Genomic DNA, 21,980 nt, shown 5'->3' on the forward strand with positions numbered 1-21,980 from the left:
GCGCCGTGGTGCCGGGACGGACCCCCGCGGGCAGTCTCACCGAGCACCGCAGGCGGTGGGGCGCCGCAGCCGGCCGGCCTCCCCCCAAGGCGGGAGACCGGCCCCCCGGCACCTCCGCCCGACCGGTCCGGGCGCAGGGCCCGGACCGGTCCGGCGGTCACCCTCCGCAGTCATCGGCCGGTGTCGCGTCTCCCTCCTGAGGGGGAGAAACCGCAGTTCGTCACTGGATCGTGGGACGTCGTCACCCTGGTCGCTGCTCCGTCGTCACTCATAGTGTCGGCCGGCCGCCCCGTGGACCGGGGTGGGCGCTTCGACGAACGACTGGGGGAACGATCATGCCCGCACGCGTGGCGACCACGCTGAGGAAGGCGCTGGCCGGCGTCCTGGGCCTGCTGCTGGTGGCCGGGGTCCTGGCCCTGGCCGTGCCGACGGCGGCCCGGGCCGACAGCGCCCCCCTGGACCCGGCGGACCCGGCCACGCCGACCACCGTCACCGCCGACCCGCTGCCCACGGTGCAGGTCGACGGGATCGTCTGGTCGCAGGTGGTGGTCGGGAACACCGTCTACGCGGCGGGCAAGTTCGACAACGCCCGCCCGGCCGGCGCGGCACCGGGGACCCAGCTGACGCCCCGGGGCAACCTGCTGGCCTACGACATCCGCACCGGCGAGCTCGTCCCGTCGTTCGCCCCCAGCCTCAACGCGCAGGCGCTGGTCGTCGCGGCCTCGCCGGACGGCTCGCGGGTCTACGTCGGCGGCGACTTCACCACGGCCGACGGGCAGACCCGCCAGCGCGTCGCGGCCTACAGCACCGCCACCGGCCGGCTGGTCGCCGAGTTCCGCCCGCCGGTCGCCGGCCAGGTGCGCGCCATCGCCGCCACCGACACGACCGTCTACCTCGGCGGGGACATCTCCGCGGTGGGGTCGGCCGGCCGCAACCGGCTCGCCGCGGTCTCGGCGGCCACCGGTGCGCTCCTGCCGTGGGCCCCGCAGCCGGGGACCGGCTCCACCGCCGGCAACGTGCTGCCGAACGACGACCCCCGCAACCGGGAGACCAGCAACGCGGTGATGGCCCTCGTGGTGGCCGGCCCCGACGGCCAGGTGGTCGCGGCCGGCCGCTTCGACGGCCTCAACGGGGTGCCGGCGACCGGGGTGGGTGCCCTCGACGGGGTCACCGGTGCCACCCGGCCCTTCGAGATCGGCCGGCTGGTCACCAACCAGGGCGTCAACTCCGGGATCTGGAGCCTGAGCACGGACGGGACCAACGTCTACGGCACCGGCTACGACTTCTACGGGCCGGGCAACCTCGAGGGCTCCTTCGCCGTGACCGCCGACGGCGGCACGGTGCGCTGGATCAACGACTGCCGTGGCGACAGCTTCGCCGCCGTCGCCGTCAACGGCGCGGTCTACATGGCCGGCCACCCGCACGAGTGCAGCCAGATCGGCGGCTACCCCGAGCAGAACCCGCGGGTGCACCAGTTCGGCACCGCGCTGAGCCTCGCCGCGACCGGCAAGGTCGGCCCGTACGGGCTGCGCAACAACAACCTCGTCGGCCGGCCGGCGCCGTCCCTGCTGGCCTGGTTCCCGACCTTCTCCCCGGGTGCGGTCAGCGGTGCCTCGCAGGCCACCTGGCACGTGACCGGCACCAGCCGGTACGTGGTCTACGGCGGCGAGTTCCCCACGGTCAACGGCAGCACCCAGCAGGGCCTGGTGCGCTTCGCCGCCCGCGACCTCGCGCCGAACGCGGTCGCGCCGCGTGCCGTCGGCACCTTCGCGCCGACGGTGACCGCGGTCTCCGGCGCGGTCCGGGTCTCCTGGCCGGCGGCGGTCGACCGCGACAACGAGCACCTCACCTACCGCGTGCACCGCGACAGCGACACCGCCGCGCCGGTGTGCCAGGTCACCCGCCCGTCGACGTTCTGGAGGGCGCCGACCTACGCCTGCCTGGACCGCGGCGCCGCGGCCGGCTCGCACCGCTACCTGGTGACCGCGACCGACCCGGCGGGCAACCGGCTGGCCTCGGCGTGGGTCACGGCCGAGGTCCCGGCGGGTGCCACCAGCAGCCCCCGGCCCTACGCGCAGCAGGTCGCCGCGGACGGCGCGGTCGGCCACTGGTCGCTCGGCGAGGCCGCCGGCGCCACCGCGTTCGACGCCGCCGGCGCCCAGGACATGACGGTCAACGCCGGGGTGACCCGGGGTCAGGCCGGCGCGATCGGCGGCGACCGGGACACCGCCGTCGCCACCAACGGCAGCAGCACCGGCTTCCTGGCCACCCGGACGGCGGTCCCCAGCCCGGACGTCTTCTCCGTGGAGGCCTGGTTCCGGACGACGTCGACCCGGGGCGGGAAGATCGTCGGCTTCGGCAACGCCGCCACCGGGTCGAGCACCGCCTACGACCGGCACGTCTTCCTGGACCCGATGGGCCGGGTGTACTTCGGCGTGCACAACGGGGCCGCCGCGGAGGTCCGCAGCGACACCGCGTACAACGACGGCCGCTGGCACCACGTCGTCGGGTCGCTGAGCCCGCGCGGCCTGGAGATGTACGTGGACGGCGTCCGCATCGGGATCCGCGGCGACGTCACCACCGCGACGTCCTACGCCGGCTACTGGCGCGTCGGCGGCGACACCAGCTGGTGGGTCGGCTCCGACTGGTTCAACGGCCAGGTCGACGAGGTGGCGCTGTATCCCCAGGCCCTGTCGGCCCAGCAGATCGGCACGCACCTCACCCTCGGCCGGGGCGCGAACCTCGCGCCGACGGCGGCCGTCGACGTGGCCGTGAGCGACCTGACCGCCACGGTGAACGGCACGTCGTCCGCCGACGTCGACGGCACGGTGGCCGGGTACGCGTGGGAGTTCGGGGACGGTGTCACCGGCACCGGGCCGACGGCGTCGCACACCTACGCGGCGGCCGGCACCTACACCGTCCGGCTGACCGTGACCGACGACGACGGCGCCACCGGGACGACCACCCGCGTGGTGACCGTCACCCAGGCCCCGGCCGGGGCGGGCTCGGTCGCGTCGGACTCCTTCGAGCGCAGCGTCGTCTCGGGGTGGGGATCGGCCGACCGCGGCGGCGCCTGGACCGTCGGCGGGACCACGGCGGTGACCGGTGGCGCCGGTCAGCTCACCGCGGCGGCGGGGCGCAACGCCTCGGCCCTGCTGGGCGGCGTCTCGCGCAGCGACGTGGCGGTGCAGGCGGCCCTCACGCTGCCGCAGACGGCGACCGGGGGCGGCACGTACCTCAGCGTGGCCACCCGGCGGGTGGGCACGACCGACTACCGGGTGCTGCTGCGCTACCGCGGCGACGGCCAGGCCGAGGTCATGCTGGCCCGGCACGTCGACGGGGTCGAGACCGTCCTCACCGGCACGGTGCTGCCCGGCGGCTACACGCCGGGGACCTCGCTCACGGTGCGCTTCGAGACCGAGGGCACCGGCACGACGACGCTGCGCACCAAGGTGTGGGCCACCGGCACCGCCGAGCCCGCGGCCTGGCTGCTGACCCGCACCGACGCCACCGCGGCGCTGCAGCGGCCGGGTGCGCTGTACCTCTACGAGTACGTCTCGGGCAGCGCGACCCGGACCTCTGCCGTGCGGGTCGACGACCTGCGGGCGGAGCCGGCGGGCACGGTCGTGCCCCAGCCCCCGGCGAACACGGCTCCGACGGCGGCGTTCACCGCCGCCACGACAGGGCTGGCGGTGGCCGTGGACGGCACGTCCTCCGCCGACGCCGACGGCACGGTGGCCGGGTACGCGTGGGAGTTCGGGGACGGTGCCACCGGCACCGGGGCCACGGCGTCGCACACCTACGCGGCGGCCGGCACCTACACCGTCCGGCTGACCGTGACCGACGACGACGGCGCCACCGGCACGACCACCCGCGGGGTGACCGTCACCGCCCCCGCACCGCAGCCCCAGCCGCAGCCGGGCGACACGGCGGTCGCGGCGGACTCCTTCGAGCGCAGCGTCGTCTCGGGGTGGGGATCGGCCGACCGCGGCGGCGCCTGGACCGCCGGCGGGACCACGGCGGTGACCGGCGGCGCCGGCCAGCTCACCGCGGCGGCGGGGCGCAACGCCTCGGCGCTGCTGGGCGGGCTGTCCCAGGCAGATGCGGCCGTCCAGGCCGAGCTGGTCCTCCCGCAGGTCGCCACCGGTGGCGGCACCTACGTCAGCGTGGCCGCCCGCCGGGTGGGCACGAGTGACTACCGGGTGCTGCTGCGCTTCCGCGGCGACGGGCAGGCCGAGGTGATGCTCGCCCGCTACGTCGACGGGGTGGAGACCATCCTCACCGGCACGGTGCTGCCCGGCGGGTACACGCCGGGAGGCTCGCTCACGGTCCGGTTCGAGACCGAGGGCACCGGGACGACGACGCTGCGGGCCAAGCTGTGGGCCACCGGCACCGCCGAGCCCGCGGCCTGGCTGCTGACCCGCACCGACGCCACGGCGGCGCTGCAGCGGCCGGGCGCGCTGTACCTGTACGAGTACGTCTCGGGCAGCGCGACCCGGACCTCCACGGTCTCGGTCGACGACCTGTGGGTCGGCCCCGCCGGCACCGTGCCGGGCGTGCCGGCCGGGCCGGGAGGCCCTGAGCAGCCGGCCAACCAGGCGCCGACGGCGGCGTTCACCGCCGCCGCGACGGGACTGGCGGTGGCGGTGGACGCCGCCGGCTCGGCCGACGCCGACGGCCGGGTGGTCGCCCAGGCGTGGGAGTTCGGGGACGGTGCCACCGGCACCGGGCCGACGGCGTCGCACACCTACGCGGCGGCCGGCACCTACACCGTCCGGCTGACCGTGACCGACGACGACGGCGCCACCGGCACGACCACCCGCGCGGTGACCGTCACCGCCCCCGCACCGCAGCCCCAGCCGGAGCCGCAGCCGGAGCCGCAGCCGCAGCCGGGTGACCAGGCGCTGGCCGCCGACGCCTTCGGCCGCGAGCTGGCGGCGGGCTGGGGCACCGCCGACCGGGGTGGGGAGTGGACCGTCGGCGGGACCACGTCGGTCACCGGCGGCGCCGGTCAGCTGGTCGCGGCGGCGGGGCGCAACGCGTCGGCCCTGCTGGCCGGGGTGTCGCAGGCCGACGTGGCGGTGCAGGCGAGGGTCACCCTGCCGCAGACGGCGACCGGCGGCGGCACCTACGTCAGCCTGGCCGCCCGGCGGGTGGGCACGAGCGACCACCGGGTGCTGCTGCGCTACCGCGGCGACGGGCAGGCCGAGGTGATGCTCGCCCGCTACGTCGACGGGGTGGAGACGATCCTGGCCGGGACGGTGCTGCCCGGCGGCTACGCGCCGGGGACGTCGCTCACCGTCCGCTTTGAGACCGCGGGCACCGGCACGACGACGCTGCGCACCAAGCTGTGGGCGACCGGGACCGCGGAGCCGGCGGCCTGGCTGGTGACCGCGACGGACGCCACGGCGGCGCTGCAGCGGCCGGGTGCGGTCTACCTGTACGAGTACGTCTCGGGCAGCGCGACCGCCCCGTCGACCGTCCGCGTCGACGACCTGTGGGTGGGGCCCGCCGGCACCGCTCCGCCGGCCGGCTGAGCGGACACCCCAACTCGGGTGAGCGGCGCCGGCGGATCCACGCCGGCGCCGCACCGGGCCGGGACCATCGCGGGGTGACCGTCGAAGCCCCCCTCGTGGCCGAGGCCGGAGCGGCCCCGCCCACCGCCGCGCGGTGGGCGGGGCCGCTCGGCGTCGTCGTCGTCAACTACGGCTCGTCGGCGCTGCTGCGGCGCAACCTCGTCCCCCTCGGCCGCACCGGCCTGCCGGTCGTGGTCGTGGACAACCTCTCCACGCCCGAGGAACGGCGGGCCGTGACCGGGCTGGCCGCCGAGGAGGGGTGGGAGCTCGTGGCCCTCCCGGACAACCGGGGCTTCGGCGCGGGCGTCAACGCCGGCGTCGCCGCGGCCCGCGCGCAGGGCTGCACCACCGTCCTGCTGCTCAACCCCGACGCCGTCGTGGAGCGCGACGTGGTCGACCGGCTCGCCGAGCGCAGCCTGGCCGACCCCCTGGCGCTGCTGAGCCCGCGGATCGTCGACTCCGCCGGTGGCGTCTACTTCGCCGGCTCGCGACTGCGGCTGCGCGACGGGCGCACCGGACGGCGCGCCGCCGACCCGGCCGCACCGGCGACCGTGCGCGAGTGGCTGACCGGCGCCTGCCTGGTCGTGCACGGCACGCTGTTCGACCTGCTCGGCGGCCTCGACGACTCCTACTTCCTCTACTGGGAGGACGTCGACCTCAGCTACCGCGCCCAGCTCGCCGGCGGCCGGACGGTCCTGTGCGACGACCTGGTCGCGGTGCACGACGAGGGCGGCACGCAGCACCGGCGCGGGACGGCCAAGTCCGACCTCTACTACTACTGGAACTGCCGCAACCGGCTGGCGTTCGCCGCCCGGCACCTCGGCCGCCGGGCGATGCTCGGCTGGCTGCTGCGCACCCCCGCGGCCGGCTGGGAGGTCGTGCTCCGGGGCGGGCGGCGGCAGCTGCTGCACTCGCCCCGGCCCCTCCTGGCCGCGGCGCGCGGCTCGCTGGCCGGCGCCGCGCTCGTCGTCCGCGCGGTCCTCCGACCCGCCGCCCGCCACCGCCGCCCGCCGGTGCTCGTCGTCCACCCGGGCGCCGACCTCTACGGAGCCGACCGGATGCTGCTGGAGTCGGTCGACGCGCTGCGCTCGGAGTTCGACGTCACGGTCGCCGTGCCGGGCCCCGGGCCGCTGGTCGGCGCGCTCGAGGCCCGCGGGGTGCGGGTGGTGCGGTGCCCCATGCCGGTGCTGCGCAACGCCGCGCTGCGCCCGCGCGGGGCGGTGCGGCTGGCCGCCGACGCCGTCCGCGGCGTGCTCCCGGCGCTGCGGCTGGTCCGCCGGCACGGCGCGGCGGGCGTCTACGTCAACACCGTCACCGTCCCGACGTGGCCGCTGCTGGCCCGCCTGGCCCGGCGGCCCTGCGTCGTCCACGTCCACGAGGCCGAGCGCTCGCTGCCCGGCCCGCTCCGCCGCGCCCTCGCGCTGTCCCCGGCGCTGGCCACGCGCGTCCTGGTCAACAGCGGCTTCACGCACGAGGTGCTCACCGAGGTCGCGCCGCGGCTGCACCGGCGCAGCACCGTCCTGCACAACGCCGTCCGCGGACCGGCCGCCCCGGTCCCGGCCCGGCCGCGACCGCACGACCCGGTGCGGCTGCTGTTCGTCGGCCGGCTCTCGCCGCGCAAGGGGCCGCAGGTCGCGGTGGCGGCCCTCGCCGACCTGGTGGCCCGCGGCGTCGACGCCCGGCTGGACCTGGTCGGTTCGGTGTTCCCCGGCTACGAGTGGTTCGAGGCCGAGCTCCGCGCGCAGGTCGTGGCCGCCGGGGTGGCCGACCGGGTGGCGTTCCTCGGCTTCCGGCCCGACGTGGCCCCGGCCCTCGCGGCCGCGGACGTCGTGCTGGTGCCCTCGGTGGCCGAGGAGTCGTTCGGCAACGCCGCGGTCGAGGCGGTCCTCGCCGCCCGCCCGCTGGTGGTCAGCGACTCCAGCGGGCTGCGGGAGGCGGTGGCCGGCTTCGGCAGCGTGCAGGTCGTCGCGCCGGGCCGGCCCGCGGCCTGGGCCGACGCCGTCGAGCGGCTGCTCGCCGACTGGCCGCGGGTCCGCGACCTGGCGGTGGCCGACGCGGCCGAGGCCCGGCGCCGGCACGCGCCCGAGCGGTACCGGGCCGGGCTGGTCGCGACGGTGGCCGCGCTGACCGGCGCGCCCGGCCGGCCGTCGCCCGCCCGGGCCGTTCCCGGACCGAGGAGGAGCGCATGACCGCGTCCGCCGTGCCCGCCGCCGTGCCCGCCGCCGCGCGGGCCACCGTGCACGTCACCGTGGCGGTGCCCACCTACCGTCGCCCGGACGACCTGCGCGCCCTGCTGCCGGTGCTGTGCCACCAGGCGGCCGAGGTGACCGCGGGGTCCGCGGGGCGGTACGCCGTCGACGTCCTCGTGGTGGACAACGACCCCGAGCGCGGTGCCGCCGGCGTGGTCGCCGAGGCCGGCGGCCCCGGGGTCTGCTACGCCGCCGAACCGACGCCGGGCATCGCCGCGGTGCGCAACCGGGCGATGGACGAGGCCGCGGGGTCCCGGCTCCTGGCCTTCATCGACGACGACGAGCGGCCGCGCGAGCAGTGGCTGGCCGCGCTGCTCGACACCTGGGCGGACAGCGGCGCCGCGGCGGTGTCCGGCCGGGTCCTCGCCGAGTACGCCGGCCAGCTCGACCCGTGGCTCGAGGCGGGCGGCTTCTTCGTCCGCCGCAACCTGCCCAGCGGGACCGGGATCGACACCGCCGCCGCGGGCAACCTGCTCCTCGACCTCGACCAGGTGCGCGCCTGTGGCACGCGCTTCGAGTCGGCGCTGGGCCTGGGCGGGGGAGAGGACACCCTCTTCAGCCGGTCCCTGGCCCGGGCCGGGGGACGCATGGTGTGGTGCGCGGAGTCCGCCGTCGTCGACCAGGTGCCCGCCGAGCGCATGACCCGCCGGTGGGTGCTCACCCGCGCGTGGAGCCACGGCAACGGCGCGGTCCTCACCGAGCTGCGGCTCACCGCGGGGACGGCGCCGCGCCTGGCGGTGCGGGCGCGGGGGCTGGTCCGGGGGCTGCTGCGCATGGCCGGGGGGACGGCGCGCTGGGCGCTCGGTCTGCTGGCGCGCGCGCCCCGCCACCGGGCCCGCGGGCTCCGGGCCCTGTGCCGGGGCGCCGGGATGGTCGGCGGCGCCCTCGGCGTCGTCTACCAGGAGTACGCCCGCGGCGGGCGCCGGTGGCGGCTGGCCCGGCTGCCGGAGCCGCGCCGGTGAGCGTCGTGGCCGCCGGGGCCGCACCGGGGAGCGCCCTCGCGGCCGGGCGGCGGGCCGCCGCCCGGCGGCTGCGCCGGGCCGCCGCGCCCCTGGCGGGCTCGGTCGTCGGCGTGCGCACGGTCGCCCCGCAGGTGGTGCTCACCTTCGACGACGGCCCCGAGCCCGGGGGCACCGACCGGGTGCTGGCCGCCCTGGCCGACGCGGGCGCCACCGCCACCTTCTTCGTGCTGCTCACCCGCGTCCGCCGGTACCCCAGCCTGCTCGACGAGGTCGTCGCCGCCGGGCACGAGGTGGCCCTGCACGGCGTCGACCACCGGCCGCTGCCGGCCGTCCCGGTCGAGGAGGTGGCCCGGCTGACCCGGTCCGGCCGCGCCGAGCTCGAGGACGCCACCGGCCTCCCGGTCCGCTGGCACCGCCCGCCCTACGGCCGGCAGACCCTCGCCACCCGGCGGGCGGTGGCCCGGGCCGGCCTCGAACCGGTCCTGTGGGGCCCGTCCACCTGGGACTGGAAGGACGTCCCCCCGGCCGACCGGATCGCCCGGTCCCGCCTGGGGCTGCGCCCGGGGGCGATCGTGCTGGCGCACGACGGCACCGCCGGTCCCGACGACCTCGCCGACGACGGCCCGGCCCCGGTGCTCGACCGGGGGGCGCTGGTCGCGGAGGTGCTCGCCGGCTACGCCGAGCGCGGGCTGGCCGCCCGCTCGCTGCGGGAGGTGGCCCAGGGCGGGCGCCTGGTCCGCGAGCTCCGGCTCACCCGCTGACCGGCCGGCGACCCCGCGGTCGCCGTCAGCCGCGCAGCTCGCCCAGCGCCTGCCGGTAGGCGGCCGCGTGCGCCTCCCCGACGCGGTCCCAGTCCCGCCCGGAGAGGTCGGGTGGTGCGGCCGGCGGCGCCGCCCGGAGAGCGGTCACGGCGTCGACCAGGTGCCCGGCGGTGAGCTCACCCGCGTAGCGGTGCACCCACCCCGGGCCGACCTCCGCGGCGAGCCGCTCGTTGACGGGGTTGTCGGGCACCAGCACCGGCCGGTCCAGCGACAGCGCCGCGAGCGTCCCGCCGGAGTTGTGCATCTCCCGGTAGGGCAGGACGACGAGCTCCGCCGCGGTCACCTCCGCGACCAGGTCGTCGTCCGCGAGGAAGCCCAGGGACACCGACACCCGGGGGTCCGCGGCCGCGGCCGCGACCAGCTCGGCGCCCAGCTCCGGGGTGGAGGGGCTGCCGGACACCCGCAGCTCCAGCGGGTGCTCCGTCCGCCCGGCGGTCCCGGCGAAGGCGGCGACCAGCCGGTCGACGCCCTTGTAGTGGCGCAGCAGCCCGACGAAGGCCAGCCGCCCGGGGCGCGCGGCCGCGCGGGGCCGGCCGGCGAACCAGTCGCGGTAGTGGCCGTGGACGACGGTCCGGGCCGGTGCGCCCGCGGGCACCGGGGTCTCGTCGTTGAGCCGGATGCGCAGCGTCGTCCACCGCTCGGCCCAGCGCAGCAGGGCCACCTCCCGCCGGGAGATGCCGGCGGGGAGCTCCAGGTTGTGCACCGTGCGGACCAGCGGCGTGCGGGTGGCCCGCAGCCGGAGGAGCAGCACCGCGAAGAGCAGCTGCCGCACCGCCTTCTTGAGGGGACCGGTCCCCGACACGAGGATCTCCGGCCAGTGCACGTGGAAGACCGAGTAGCCGCCGCGCAGCGCCCGCCGCCAGGAGAAGGTCAGGACCCGCACGTCGGGCAGCTCGGCGAGGCTGCGGCCGAGCATGACCAGGTAGGGGTTGGTCGTCGGCCGCGGGCGCGGGAACGACTGCAGCACCACGAGGGCCCCGTCCCGCTGTCTCGAGCGCACGACGCGTCCCCCGTCCCGTCGGACCGGCACGCCGGCGGACGCCGGCACCGGTGGTCCACTCTGCCCGGCGGGCGGCCGCACGGCCTCGCCCGTCCTGGTGAGATCCGCCGGCGGACCGGGGGCCGGGCGCGGGAGGGCGTGGTCTGATCGCCGGGGTCGCCCCACCGCCGGTCCGGGGCTCTCGATCGGGAGGACCCGGTGCCTGGACACCCGCGCGGGGACGAGCCGCGCCCGCCGTTCCCGAGGGCGGCGGGATGACCGCCACCACCCGGCCGGTGCACGACGGCGCGGACGACGGCACGGACGACGGTGCGGACGGCGGCGCGCTCGGGCGCCGGGCGGCCCGCGGGGTCCTCGTCGCCCTGGGCGGACAGGGGCTGCGGATCGGTGTCCAGGTCCTCTCCGTGGTCCTGCTCTCCCGCCTGCTGGGGCCGACGGACTACGGCCTGCTGGCGATGGTCATGGCGGTCATCGGGGTCGCCGACGTCTTCCGCGACCTCGGCCTGTCGACGGCGGCGGTGCAGGCGCGGACCCTCTCGGCGGCGCAGCGCAGCAACCTCTTCTGGATCAACACCGGCACCGGCCTGCTGCTGAGCGTGCTGGCCGTGGGTTCCGCCCCGCTGGTGCAGGCCCTCTACGGCCGTCCGGAGCTCGGCGCAATGACCCAGGCGCTGGCCGCGGTCTTCCTGCTCAACGGCATCGCCACCCAGTACCGGGCCGACCTGACCCGGCGGCTGTGCTTCGGCCGGCTCGCCGTCGTGGACGTGGCCGCACCGGCGGCCGGGCTGGTGGCGGGACTGGCCCTGGCCGGCTCGGGCGCCGGGTACTGGGCCCTGGTCGGCCAGCAGCTGGTGCAGTACCTGGTGATGACGGTCCTCGTCGTGGCCTCGGGCCGGTGGGTGCCCGGCCGGCCGGACCGGCGGACGCCCATGGACGGCCTGCTGCGCTTCGGCTGGCACATGGTCGGCATCGAGCTGCTCGGGTACGCCAGCCGCAACGCCGACTCCCTCCTCATCGGCACCCGCTCCGGTGCCGCCGCGCTGGGCCTCTACAACCGGGCCTACCAGCTGCTGATGGCCCCGCTCGGGCAGGTGCGCGCGCCCACGACGCAGGTCGCGCTCCCCGTGCTGGCCCGGTTGCAGGACGACCCCCTTCGGTGGGCGGGCTACGTCCGCCGCGGCCAGCAGGCCCTCGGCTACACGCTGGTCGCCGGCCTCGCGCTCGTGCTGGGCGCGGCGGACCCGGTCACCGCCGTGTTCCTCGGCGACCGCTGGGACGGCGTGGCCCCGGTGCTGCGGCTCATGGCCGTGGGCGGCATCTGCCAGACGTTGGCCTTCGTCGGCTACTGGGTCTACCTGTCCCGCGGGCTGACGTCCGCCCTGATCCGCTACTCGCTGTTCGAGACCGCCGTGCGGCTGGTCTGCATCGTGGTCGGCAGCGGCCACGGGGTCGTGGGGGTCGCCGCGGGCTTCGCGGTCGCGCCCGCCCTGACCTGGCCGGTGTCGCTGTGGTGGCTGTCCCGGCTCGCGCCGATCCCGCTGCGGCAGCTGGTCACCGGCGCCCTGCGGATCCTCGCGCTGGCGGCCGTCGTCGTCGGGTGCTCGTGGACGGCGGCCCTCGGCGTGGCCGGGATCCCGGCGCCGCTGGTCCTGCTCACCGCCGTGGCCGCGGGCGTCGCCGGCTACGCCGCGCTCCTGGCCGTGGCACCGCCGGTCCGGCGCGACCTGCGCGCCGTGGTCGACGCCGTCCGCACCGGCCTCGGCCGCCGGCCGGCCTGAGGGCTCCCGGCCCCGGCCGCGGGACCCGCGGTCAGCCCGCCGGCGTCCCCACCGGGACGCGCCCGCGCACCGGACCCGGCTCGGCGACGGCCGGGGGCTGCGCCACCGGGGGAGCGGCCGCGGCCCGGGGCAGCAGCGCCAGCCCCACGGCCAGGGTCACCGCGTCCAGGTCCGTGGGCAGCGGGCCGAAGGCGAGGAACCACAGCGCGGTGGGCACCAGGAAGCACAGCAGGGCCGGGGCCTCGCGGCGGGCGAGCCGCACGGCGAGGGCGGCGACGAGCAGCCCGGCCATCGTGAGGCCGAGGAGGAGCCCGAGCGGGCCGAGGTTGGACCACAGGTCGGCGACCACGGAGTGCAGCTCGAACCGGCCGTCCAGCAGGTAGTGCTGCAGGTAGCCCTCGGCCGTGGGGTCGTTCACCGCCGCGATGCCGGACGCGCCGAGCTGGACGTCGCCGGGGGAGGGGACGGTCCCCAGCCCGAACCCGAGGGGCCGGGACTGCACGAGCGACCACGTGGCGGTCCACTCGGGCCGCCCGCCGACCAGCAGGGAGCCGCTCTGGGCGACCTGCGCCGCGCTGCGGGCCTGCAGGCCCGCCCCGAGGGCGCCGGAGACCAGCAGCTCGGAGAGCAGGGCGTAGGCGGCCGTGCCGCCCACGAGCAGCAGGACGGCGCCGCGTCCCCAGCGCACCGCCCGGCCCGCGACCCCGGGCCGCGCCTGCCAGACGACCGCGGCGGCCGCGGCCAGGCACAGGGCGAAGGCGCTGCGCGCGTCGTTGAGGACGTTGAGCAGGCCCATCCCCCCGAGGACGGCGAGGGAGGCCCCGGGGCGCCGGCGGCCGACCACCAGGGACAGCAGGACGACGGTGAGCGGGAACGACAGCTCGAACTTGACCGGGTTGTCGGAGACGGGCACCCGGAGCAGGCCGTGCACGAGCTGCCCGACGCCGAAGGCCACCCCGACGGCGCGCAGGGGGAGCACCGTCCGGGCCCACAGCAGCAGGCCGACGGTGCCGAGGCCGGTCAGCACGGCGAACCCGGTGGCCGCGGCCTCGAGGGGGGCGACGGCGTGGTCGACCGCCGACCACCGCGCGAGGAGCAGCCCGGAGAGCAGTCCCAGGCCGGTGAGGACGGCGAGGGGGACCCCGCCGCGGTAGCGCCGGAGAGCCGGTCCCCACAGGGGCAGCAGGAGCGCGGTGACCACCAGCCCCGACGTCGCGGCGAGCGGGAGCGAGAGGTCGGCGCCGGCGACCGCGAGGGCGAGCAGCGCGCACCAGCCGGTCGGCGACGTCCAGGGCCGGACCGCTGCCCGCGGCTCCACCCGGTCCAGGAGGGCGGCGAGCCGGCCGCCGCGCGCGTGCCCGTCCACGACCACGCCCCGGACCGCCGCGCCGCCGTCCCGGACGGCGGCGAGGTCCGCGTCGAGCTGCCGGACCGTCGTCCGTCCCGCCTCGGCGACCACGACGACGCCGCCCGGGCTCCGGCCCGGGCCGTCCACGACGTCGAGCACGCCACCGGCGGCCAGCTCGCGGGTCAGCCCGGCCCGGTGCGGCGAGCTCCCGACCAGGGCGACCGGCCGGCCGCCGGCGCCGGATCCCAGGAGGGTGCGCAGGCGGTCGACGCGGACGGCCCGGCGCGCCGCGCGCCGGCGGCCGCGGCCCCCCGGCGCGGCCAGGACGGGAGCGCCGGGAACCTGGGCCGCGGTGTGCACCCGCGGGCGGGCTCCCTCGAGCAGCCCGGCTCCCAGGGCCGCGAGCGCCGCTCCGCCGGCCGTCCCCAGGGCGGCCAGGGTCGTCCCGTCCCGGGACGCCGGGACCCGCGGCGGGGTCGCCGGGGCGACGGTGGCCACGGTGAGCAGGGGGGCGCCGTCCGCGTCCCGGTAGGTCGTGCGGGCCCGGTCACGGACGGCGTCGGCGACCGCGTCGGCCCGCGCGGCGGCCAGCTGCGGGGTGGCTGCGCCGACCGAGACGCGCAGGACGGAGGTGTCCTCCACCAGCTCGGCGCGGACGGTCGTGCCCTCGGCCCCCGCCCCGTCCGGGGCAGAGCGGGCGAGCTCGGCCAGGGTGGGCAGGACCTCCTCGCGGAGCAGCGCGGCGTACACGGCGTCCTCCCGGTCGTCGACCCGGGCGACCCCCACGTACAGCTCCGTGCCGGCCTCGTAGGTGGCCGCGGGGGCCAGACCGGGGCCGAGCAGCGCGCCCACCAGTCCGGCCAGCACCACCCACGGCCAGCGACGGACGACCGCGGCGGCGTAGGCCGTCAGCGTCATGCACACCCCCTGGAGATCGAGCCGCCATCGTCACCCCCCGTCCGCCCCGGGACGAGGGTGCCGACCGGATGGGGCCGGCGGGATGACCCCATGGGGTGGCGTCGGGCCCACCGGCGTCGCCAGGAGCGGTCCCGACCACGGAGGCTCGCCGGGATGCGCGACGCGCGGGCCGTCGGCCGGTGCGAGCGCACGACGCAGCCGCTCAGCGGCGGAGGGGGAGTCGGATGGGCAGCGCGGTCGTGGTCGGGGCGGTCCGGAGGCGGTGGCGCTGGGTCGTCGCCGCGGTCTGCGTCTGCCTGCTCGGGGCGGTGCTGCACACCCAGGTCGCGGCCAAGAGCTACCGGGCGACGGCCGAGGTGTTCTTCACCCTGCAGTACGGCGACTCCGCCTCGGACCTGGTCCAGGGGGCCACGTACACCCGCAACCAGGTCGCCTCCTTCGCCCGGCTGGCCACCACCCCCGCCGTCCTCGGCCCGGTGGTCGACGACCTCGGCCTGGACGTCCCGGTCTCCGAGCTCGCCGGCCGCGTGCAGGCCGCGGCGCCCGTGGACACGGTCCTCGTGGAGATCACCGTCACCGAGTCCTCGGCGACCGGCAGCGCCCGGGTGGCCAACGCCGTGGCCGCCTCCCTGGCCGACGTGGTGGAGGACCTCGCGCCCGAGGACGCCGAGGGCCGGCCCACCATCGCCGCCGCGACGGTGACGCCCGCGGAGGAACCGCCCGGCCAGGCCTCCCCGGACCCGCTGCTCGACCTCGCCGTCGGGCTGGCCGCGGGCCTCCTCCTCGGCCTCGCGCTGGCCTGGGGCCGGGACGTGCTCGACTCACGGGTCCGGGACGCCGACGCCCTCCGCGAGGTGACCCCCCTCCCGGTCGTCGGGACGCTCGGCGTGCTGCCCCGCGGTCTGGGCCGGCGCCCGGTCGTCGCCGCCGATCCGCACCACCCGCAGGCGGAGTCCTTCCGCCAGCTGCGCACCAACGTGCAGTTCCTCCAGGTCCCCGACGCCTCGCCCGGCGACCGGGCGGCGTCCGCGCACGTCGTCCTGACCACCTCGTCGCTGCCCGGGGAGGGCAAGTCGACCGTCGCGGTGAACCTCGCGTGCGCCCTCGCCGAGACCGGCGCCCGGGTGCTGCTCGTCGACGCGGACCTGCGGCGGCCGACGGTGGCCACCGCGCTCGACGTCGAGGGGGTCGTCGGCCTCACGACGGTGCTGGCCGGCCACGCCGCGCTCGACGACGTCGTGCAGGAGTGGGGGACCTCGGGCCTGGCGGTCCTGCCCTCGGGGCAGATCCCGCCGAACCCGGCCGAGCTGCTGGGGTCCCCGGCCATGGGCCACCTGCTCGAGCAGGTGCGCGCGCGGTACGACCACGTCGTCATCGACACCGCGCCGGTGCTGGCCGTCACCGACGGCGTGGTGCTGTCCCGCGCGGTCGACGGCACGCTGGTGATCGCCAACGCCTCCCGGGTCCGGCGGGCGCAGCTCGCCGAGAGCCTGCACGCGCTGTCCCAGGTGGGGTCGCGGGTGCTGGGCGTCGTGCTCAACCAGGTGCACCGCTCCGAGGACTCCTACAGCTACCAGCGGGTCCCGGACGCCGGGGGCGCCGACCCCCGCGCCGGGGGGACGCCGGACGGGCCCGCCCGGACGCCGGTGCCCCTGCCCCCGGTGCCGGCCGGGCGCCGCGGGTGACCACCGAGGCGCCGGTCCCCTTCGAGGTCCTCGTCGTCTGCACCGGCAACATCTGCCGCTCGCCGGCGGCCGAGGCGTGGCTGGCCGCCGGCCTGGCCGGGTCCGACGTCCGGGTGTCCAGCGCGGGTCTGCACGCCTGCACGGGGGAGCCGATCGCGGAGCAGATGGCCCGGCTGCTCGACGTCGCGCCGCCGCGGACGCCGGCGCGCCAGCTGGGCGCGGCCCTGGTCGCCCGGGCCGGGCTCGTCCTCACCATGACCCGCGACCAGCGTCGCGGCGTGGTCACGCTGGTGCCCGCCGCGGTGCGGCGGACCTTCACGCTGCGCGAGTTCGCCGACCTGGCGGGGGCGGCCCGGGCGGAGGGCGTGGTGCCTGCCGGGGCGACGCCCGGCCGGGCGTTGGCCGCGGTCGTCACCGCCGCCCCGCGTCTGCGCCCCCTCCGGCCGGCGGGTGCGCCCGACGACGTCGAGGACCCCCACGGGCGGGACGACGAGGTCTTCGCCCGGGTGGCCGCCGAGATCCGGGAGTCGGTGGACCGGGTCCTGGCCACCGTGCGGGCTCCCGGGCCGGACCGTGTCGGGACGGGCCCGGGACCACTCTGCGTGACGACCGGGGGCAGCGCAGCCCGAGGGTGACGCTGGATCGGGTGGACGACCCTCCCGGGTGATGACGGACGGTCACCGGCCCTGGTCGACTGGTCCTCTGCACCGCACGGGAGACCGGGGGAGTCCCATGACCGTCGTCGGCTACGCGCCGGGCGCGTACGACCTGTTCCACATCGGCCACCTCAACCTGCTCCGGCACGCCGCCGAGCACTGCGACCACCTCGTCGCCGGGGTCGTCTCGGACGAGATGCTGGTGCTCACCAAGGGACGGGCGCCGGTGGTGCCCCTGCCCGAGCGGATGGAGATCGTCCGCAGCCTGCGCATCGTGGACGAGGTCCACGCCGAGGTCGTCCCCGACAAGCTCGACACCTGGCGCGCGGTCGGGTTCGACGTCATCTTCAAGGGCGACGACTGGCGCGGCACGGAGAAGGGGCGGCGGCTCGAGCGCGACTTCGCCTCGGTCGGCGTCGAGGTCCGCTACTTCCCCTACACGGTGCACACGTCGAGCACGGCGCTGCGTCGCGCACTCGCCGTCCTGGACGGTCGCGGCGTCCCCGCGCTCGCCGGCTCCACCGGGGGCCGGTCGTGACCCTGGCCGCCTCGACGTCCGCCGCCGGGGGGCCGGCCGGGACCCGGCTGCGCGTCCCGCCCGTGCTCATGTACCACTCGATCAGCCCCTCGCGGCAGCCCGACCCGCACCGGGTCCGCGTGCACCCGGCCCGGCTCGACCGGCACCTGCGCCTGCTGCGGCGCCTGGGCCTGCGCGGTGTGCCGCTGGCCGAGCTCCTGGCGGCGCACGACCGCGGGGCGGCCGGCGGACTGGTCGGGCTGACCTTCGACGACGGCTACACCGACTTCCTCGAGCACGCCGTGCCCGTCCTCGCCCGGCACGGGATGACCGGCACCCTGTACGTGGTGGCCGGCCGGCTCGGCGGCGCCAACGAGTGGGACGCCGGTCCGCGGCTGGACCTCGTGGACGCCGCCCAGGTGCGGGCCGTGGCCGCGGCCGGGCACGAGGTCGGCAGCCACACCCTCACGCACGTGCGCCTGGCCGGCGCCGACCCGGCGACGCTCGCCGAGGAGGTCGCGGGCAGCCGCCGGGTGCTGCAGGACGTCCTGCAGGCCGAGGTGCCGGGGTTCTGCTACCCGTGGGGCGACTTCGACGCCGCCGCGGCCGCCGCCGTGCGGGCCGCGGGGTACGACCACGCCTGCGTGACCGGCGACTACTCCCCCGGCGACCGCTTCACCGTGCCGCGCTGCTACGTGGCGCCGTCGGACACCGCCGCCCACCTGGTCGCCCGGCTGGCCCGCCACTCCCTCCGCGTCCGGGGCGCCGGCGCCTGAGGACGGCGCCGCGGGCCTCCCGCCGCCGGCCGGCGGAGCCCACCGGTCGCGCCCCGGCAGGGGACGCGCCCGCCGTCTAGCCTGGGGAGGGGCCCGTACCGCACCCGGCGGCACCGTCGCGGGCCGGCCGAACCCCCAGGAGTGGTCCCTCGTGAGTCTGCGCGGCGTGCTCGACGTCGTCCTCAGCGATCCCGGCATCGCCCGCGTGGTGGCCGCCGCGGGATCGGCCGAGCTCGCCGTCCCCGCCCCGCCACCGGTGCAGCCGCTGGTGGCCGCCGCGCTGGCCGCCGAGGCCCCCGGCGCGGGCGTGCCGGTCCTGCTGGTCACCGCCGGCGAGCGCGACGCCGACGTCGCCGCCGACCTGCTGCGCTGCTTCCTGCCCGGCCGCCGGGTGGAGACCTTCCCGGCGTGGGAGACGCTGCCGCACGAGCGGCTCTCCCCGCGCGCGGACACCGTGGGACGCCGGCTGGCCGTGCTGCGCGACCTCACCCACCCGGGCCAGGGCGGCGCCGTCGACGTCCTGGTGGCGCCGGTGCGCAGCGTGCTGCAGCCGCTGGCCCCGGGCCTGGGCGACCTCGTCCCGGTGGAGCTGAGGCCGGGGGACACCGCCGAGCTCGACGACGTCGCCCGCGCCCTGGCCGACGCCGCCTACACCCGGGTGGAGCTGGTGGAGAAGCGCGGCGAGTTCGCCGTCCGCGGCGGCCTGCTCGACGTCTTCCCGCCCACCGAGCCGCACCCGGTGCGCGTGGAGTTCTGGGGCGACGAGGTCGACGAGCTGCGGTACTTCTCCGCCGCCGACCAGCGCTCCCTCGACGAGCGGCCCGACCGGCTGTGGGCCCCGCCGTGCCGCGAGCTGCTGCTCACCGACGAGGTGCGCGCCCGGGCCGCCGCGCTCGCCGTGGAGCACCCGGGGCTGCTGGAGGTGCTGGGCAAGCTCGCCGAGGGCATCGCCGTCGAGGGCATGGAGTCGCTCACCCCGGCGCTGATCGGGGACGAGCAGATGCAGCTGCTCACCGACCTGCTGCCCGCCGGCACCCACGTCCTCGTCGCCGACCCCGAGCGGGTCCGCAGCCGCGCGGCCGACCTGGTGCGCACCGCCGAGGAGTTCCTCGCCGCGTCCTGGGCCACCGCCGCCGAGGCGGGGGAGGCGCCGCTGGACCTGGGCGCGTCGTCGTTCCGCGAGCTCGCCGACGTCGAGGCCGCCGCCCGCGGCCGCGGCCTGCCGTGGTGGACCACCGGCGCGTTCACGCTCGGCGAGGACGAGGGCGCGCTCGAGGCCACTCCCGTCGAGCGCTTCTCCGGCGACCTCGACCGCGCCGTGGAGACGCTGCGCAGCTGGAACCGCGACGGCTGGCGGGTGGTGGTCACCTTCGCCGGTCCCGGCCCGGCGCAGCGCGCCGCCGACCAGTTCACCGGCGCCGACCTCGGCGTGCGGCTGGTGCCCGGCATGGACTCCGCCCCCGAGGCGGGGCTGACCTCGATCACCCAGGGCAACCTGGAGTCCGGATTCACCCTGCCCGGGGTGAGGCTCGCGCTGGTCACCGAGCACGACCTCACCGGCCAGCGCGGCACCACCATGCGCGACGCGGTGAAGATGCCCGCCCGGCGGCGCAACGCCGTCGACCTGGTGCAGCTGCAGCCCGGCGACCTCGTCGTCCACGAGCAGCACGGCATCGGCCGCTACGTCGAGATGGTCAGCCGCACCGTGCACGGCGGCCAGCGCGACTACCTCATCGTCGAGTACGCGCCGGGCAAGCGGAACCAGCCGCCGGACCGGCTGTTCGTGCCCACCGACGCCCTCGACCAGCTCACCCGCTACGTCGGCGGCGAGCAGCCCGCGCTGTCCAAGCTCGGCGGCTCGGACTGGGCCAGGACCAAGGGCCAGGCGCGCAAGGCGGTCAAGCAGATCGCCGCCGAGCTCATCCGCCTCTACTCGGCCCGGATGGCCACCAAGGGCCACGCCTTCGGCCCCGACACCGTCTGGCAGCGCGAGCTCGAGGACGCCTTCCCCTACCAGGAGACGCCCGACCAGCTGGCCGCCATCGAGGAGGTCAAGGCCGACATGGCCAACCCGGTGCCGATGGACCGGGTCATCTGCGGCGACGTCGGCTACGGCAAGACCGAGATCGCCGTCCGGGCCGCGTTCAAGGCGGTGCAGGATGGCAAGCAGGTCGCCGTCCTGGTGCCGACGACGCTGCTGGCCAACCAGCACTTCAAGACCTTCTCCGAGCGGTTCGCGCAGTTCCCGGTGACGGTGGCGGTGCTCTCCCGCTTCCAGTCCGACGCGGAGAGCGCCGAGACGCTGCGCAGGCTCGCCGCGGGCGAGGTCGACGTGCTGGTCGGCACCCACCGGCTGCTGCAGCCGACCACCCGGTTCAAGGACCTCGGCCTGGTCGTCGTCGACGAGGAGCAGCGCTTCGGCGTCGAGCACAAGGAGTACCTGAAGACCATGCGGACGGCGGTCGACGTGCTGTCGATGTCGGCCACCCCGATCCCGCGCACGCTGGAGATGAGCCTGACCGGCATCCGCGAGATGTCGACGATCCTCACGCCCCCGGAGGAGCGGCACCCGGTGCTGACCTACGTCGGCGCCTGGGACGACAAGCAGATGGCCGCCGCGATCCGCCGCGAGCTGCTGCGCGACGGGCAGGTGTTCGTCATCCACAACCGGGTGCAGTCCATCGACAAGGCCGCGGCCAAGATCCGCCGGCTGGTGCCCGAGGCCCGCGTCGCCGTCGGCCACGGGCAGATGAAGGAGCACGAGCTCGAGAAGATCATGGTCGGCTTCTGGGAGAAGGAGTACGACGTCCTGGTCGCGACCACGATCGTCGAGTCCGGCCTGGACATCCCCAACGCCAACACCCTGATCGTCGACCGCGCCGACACCTTCGGCCTCTCCCAGCTGCACCAGATCCGCGGCCGGGTGGGCCGTGGCCGCGAGCGGGCCTACGCCTACTTCACCTACGACCCCTCGCGGCCGCTCACCGAGACCTCGGTCGACCGGCTGACCACCATCGCGCACAACACCGACCTCGGCGCCGGCATGGCCGTGGCGATGAAGGACCTCGAGATCCGCGGCGCGGGCAACCTGCTCGGCGGCGAGCAGTCCGGGCACATCGCCGGGGTCGGGTTCGACCTCTACGTGCGCCTGGTCGGCGAGGCGGTCAGCGACTACCGCGCCTCCGTCACCGGGGAGGAGGCGCCCGCCGAGCCCGCCGACGTCCGGGTGGACCTGCCGGTCGACGCGCACCTGCCGCACGACTACGTGCCGGGTGAGCGGCTGCGCATGGAGGCCTACCGCAAGGTCGCCGCGGTGCAGGACGACGAGCAGGCGCAGGCCGTCCTCGACGAGCTGACCGACCGCTACGGCGCCCCGCCCGCGCCGGTGCTCAACCTGCTCGCCGTCGCCCGCTTCCGCGCCGCGGTGCGCCGGCTCGGCGTCACCGAGGTGTCGCTGCAGGGCCGCTCGATCCGGGTCAGCCCGGTGCCGCTGCGCGAGTCGCAGCAGATGCGGCTGGCCCGGCTGGCCGACGGCGCCACCTACAAGTCGGCCGTGCAGACAATCTCGCTCAAGGTCCCGGTCGGCCCCGACCGGCGCACCCCACTGCGCGACGTCGCCCTGCTGGAGAACCTGCACGCGCTGCTGACGGCGGTGCTCGCGCAGCCCGTGGCCGCCTGAGGCCGTCCGGGACCG

The 21,980-nt window shown here is 77.4% G+C and carries 12 protein-coding genes; 10 read left to right on the forward strand and 2 right to left on the reverse strand.

The genetic code is table 11. From position 1 onward, the window contains the following. Positions 1-335: 335 nt before the first annotated feature. From LY71_RS10250 to LY71_RS24445, 4 genes are all read left to right on the forward strand, one after another. Positions 336-5,537 (forward strand): PKD domain-containing protein, encoded by a 5,202-nt coding sequence (locus LY71_RS10250; protein WP_170121299.1) that lies wholly within the window; start codon positions 336-338, stop codon positions 5,535-5,537. Between the two features lie 74 nt (positions 5,538-5,611). Next, entirely contained in the window at positions 5,612-7,765 is a 2,154-nt protein-coding gene (locus LY71_RS23105; protein ID WP_170121300.1) for a glycosyltransferase, read from the forward strand. Further along, positions 7,762-8,787, forward strand: coding sequence for a glycosyltransferase family 2 protein (locus LY71_RS10265; RefSeq protein WP_106276980.1), 1,026 nt, complete (start codon positions 7,762-7,764; stop codon positions 8,785-8,787). The genes LY71_RS23105 and LY71_RS10265 overlap by 4 nt, the downstream gene beginning before the upstream one ends. Next, entirely contained in the window at positions 8,784-9,548 is a 765-nt protein-coding gene (locus LY71_RS24445; protein ID WP_211297247.1) for a polysaccharide deacetylase family protein, read from the forward strand. The genes LY71_RS10265 and LY71_RS24445 overlap by 4 nt, the downstream gene beginning before the upstream one ends. A gap of 25 nt (positions 9,549-9,573) precedes the next feature. Here the strand turns inward: LY71_RS24445 and LY71_RS10275 are convergent, their stop codons facing one another. Further along, positions 9,574-10,608 (reverse strand): glycosyltransferase, encoded by a 1,035-nt coding sequence (locus LY71_RS10275; RefSeq protein WP_106277208.1) that lies wholly within the window; start codon positions 10,606-10,608, stop codon positions 9,574-9,576. 254 nt (positions 10,609-10,862) lie between these two features. Between LY71_RS10275 and LY71_RS10280 the strand changes: the two genes are divergently transcribed. Beyond that, positions 10,863-12,386 carry a lipopolysaccharide biosynthesis protein gene (locus LY71_RS10280; RefSeq protein ID WP_106276983.1) on the forward strand — a complete coding sequence of 508 codons (1,524 nt, stop codon included), beginning with the start codon at positions 10,863-10,865 and terminating at the stop codon, positions 12,384-12,386. Between the two features lie 31 nt (positions 12,387-12,417). Here the strand turns inward: LY71_RS10280 and LY71_RS10285 are convergent, their stop codons facing one another. Beyond that, complete coding sequence (locus LY71_RS10285; protein WP_106276985.1) at positions 12,418-14,652, reverse strand: hypothetical protein; 2,235 nt, start codon at positions 14,650-14,652, stop codon at positions 12,418-12,420. A gap of 224 nt (positions 14,653-14,876) precedes the next feature. Here LY71_RS10285 and LY71_RS10290 point away from each other — a divergent pair, with 224 nt between their 5' ends. The 5 genes from LY71_RS10290 to mfd all read left to right on the forward strand — a co-directional run bounded on the left by LY71_RS10290 (position 14,877) and on the right by mfd (position 21,965). After that, positions 14,877-16,337: a tyrosine-protein kinase domain-containing protein gene (locus tag LY71_RS10290; protein ID WP_106276988.1), complete on the forward strand. Its 1,461-nt coding sequence runs from the start codon at positions 14,877-14,879 to the stop codon at positions 16,335-16,337. After that, positions 16,334-16,972 (forward strand): arsenate reductase/protein-tyrosine-phosphatase family protein, encoded by a 639-nt coding sequence (locus LY71_RS10295; RefSeq protein ID WP_106276990.1) that lies wholly within the window; start codon positions 16,334-16,336, stop codon positions 16,970-16,972. The genes LY71_RS10290 and LY71_RS10295 overlap by 4 nt, the downstream gene beginning before the upstream one ends. Positions 16,973-17,069: 97 nt before the next feature. Beyond that, on the forward strand, positions 17,070-17,531 hold the full coding sequence (locus LY71_RS10300; RefSeq protein WP_106276992.1) for an FAD synthase family protein: 462 nt from the start codon (positions 17,070-17,072) through the stop codon (positions 17,529-17,531). Then, positions 17,528-18,286, forward strand: coding sequence for a polysaccharide deacetylase family protein (locus LY71_RS10305; RefSeq protein WP_211297248.1), 759 nt, complete (start codon positions 17,528-17,530; stop codon positions 18,284-18,286). Before LY71_RS10300 ends, LY71_RS10305 begins: the two co-directional genes overlap by 4 nt. 151 nt (positions 18,287-18,437) lie before the next feature. Continuing rightward, complete coding sequence (mfd, locus tag LY71_RS10310) at positions 18,438-21,965, forward strand: transcription-repair coupling factor (protein WP_106276994.1); 3,528 nt, start codon at positions 18,438-18,440, stop codon at positions 21,963-21,965. Positions 21,966-21,980 lie beyond the last annotated feature (15 nt).

Origin of the sequence: Geodermatophilus tzadiensis (genome assembly GCF_003002915.1) — a bacterium.
GTDB lineage: Bacteria > Actinomycetota > Actinomycetes > Mycobacteriales > Geodermatophilaceae > Geodermatophilus > Geodermatophilus tzadiensis.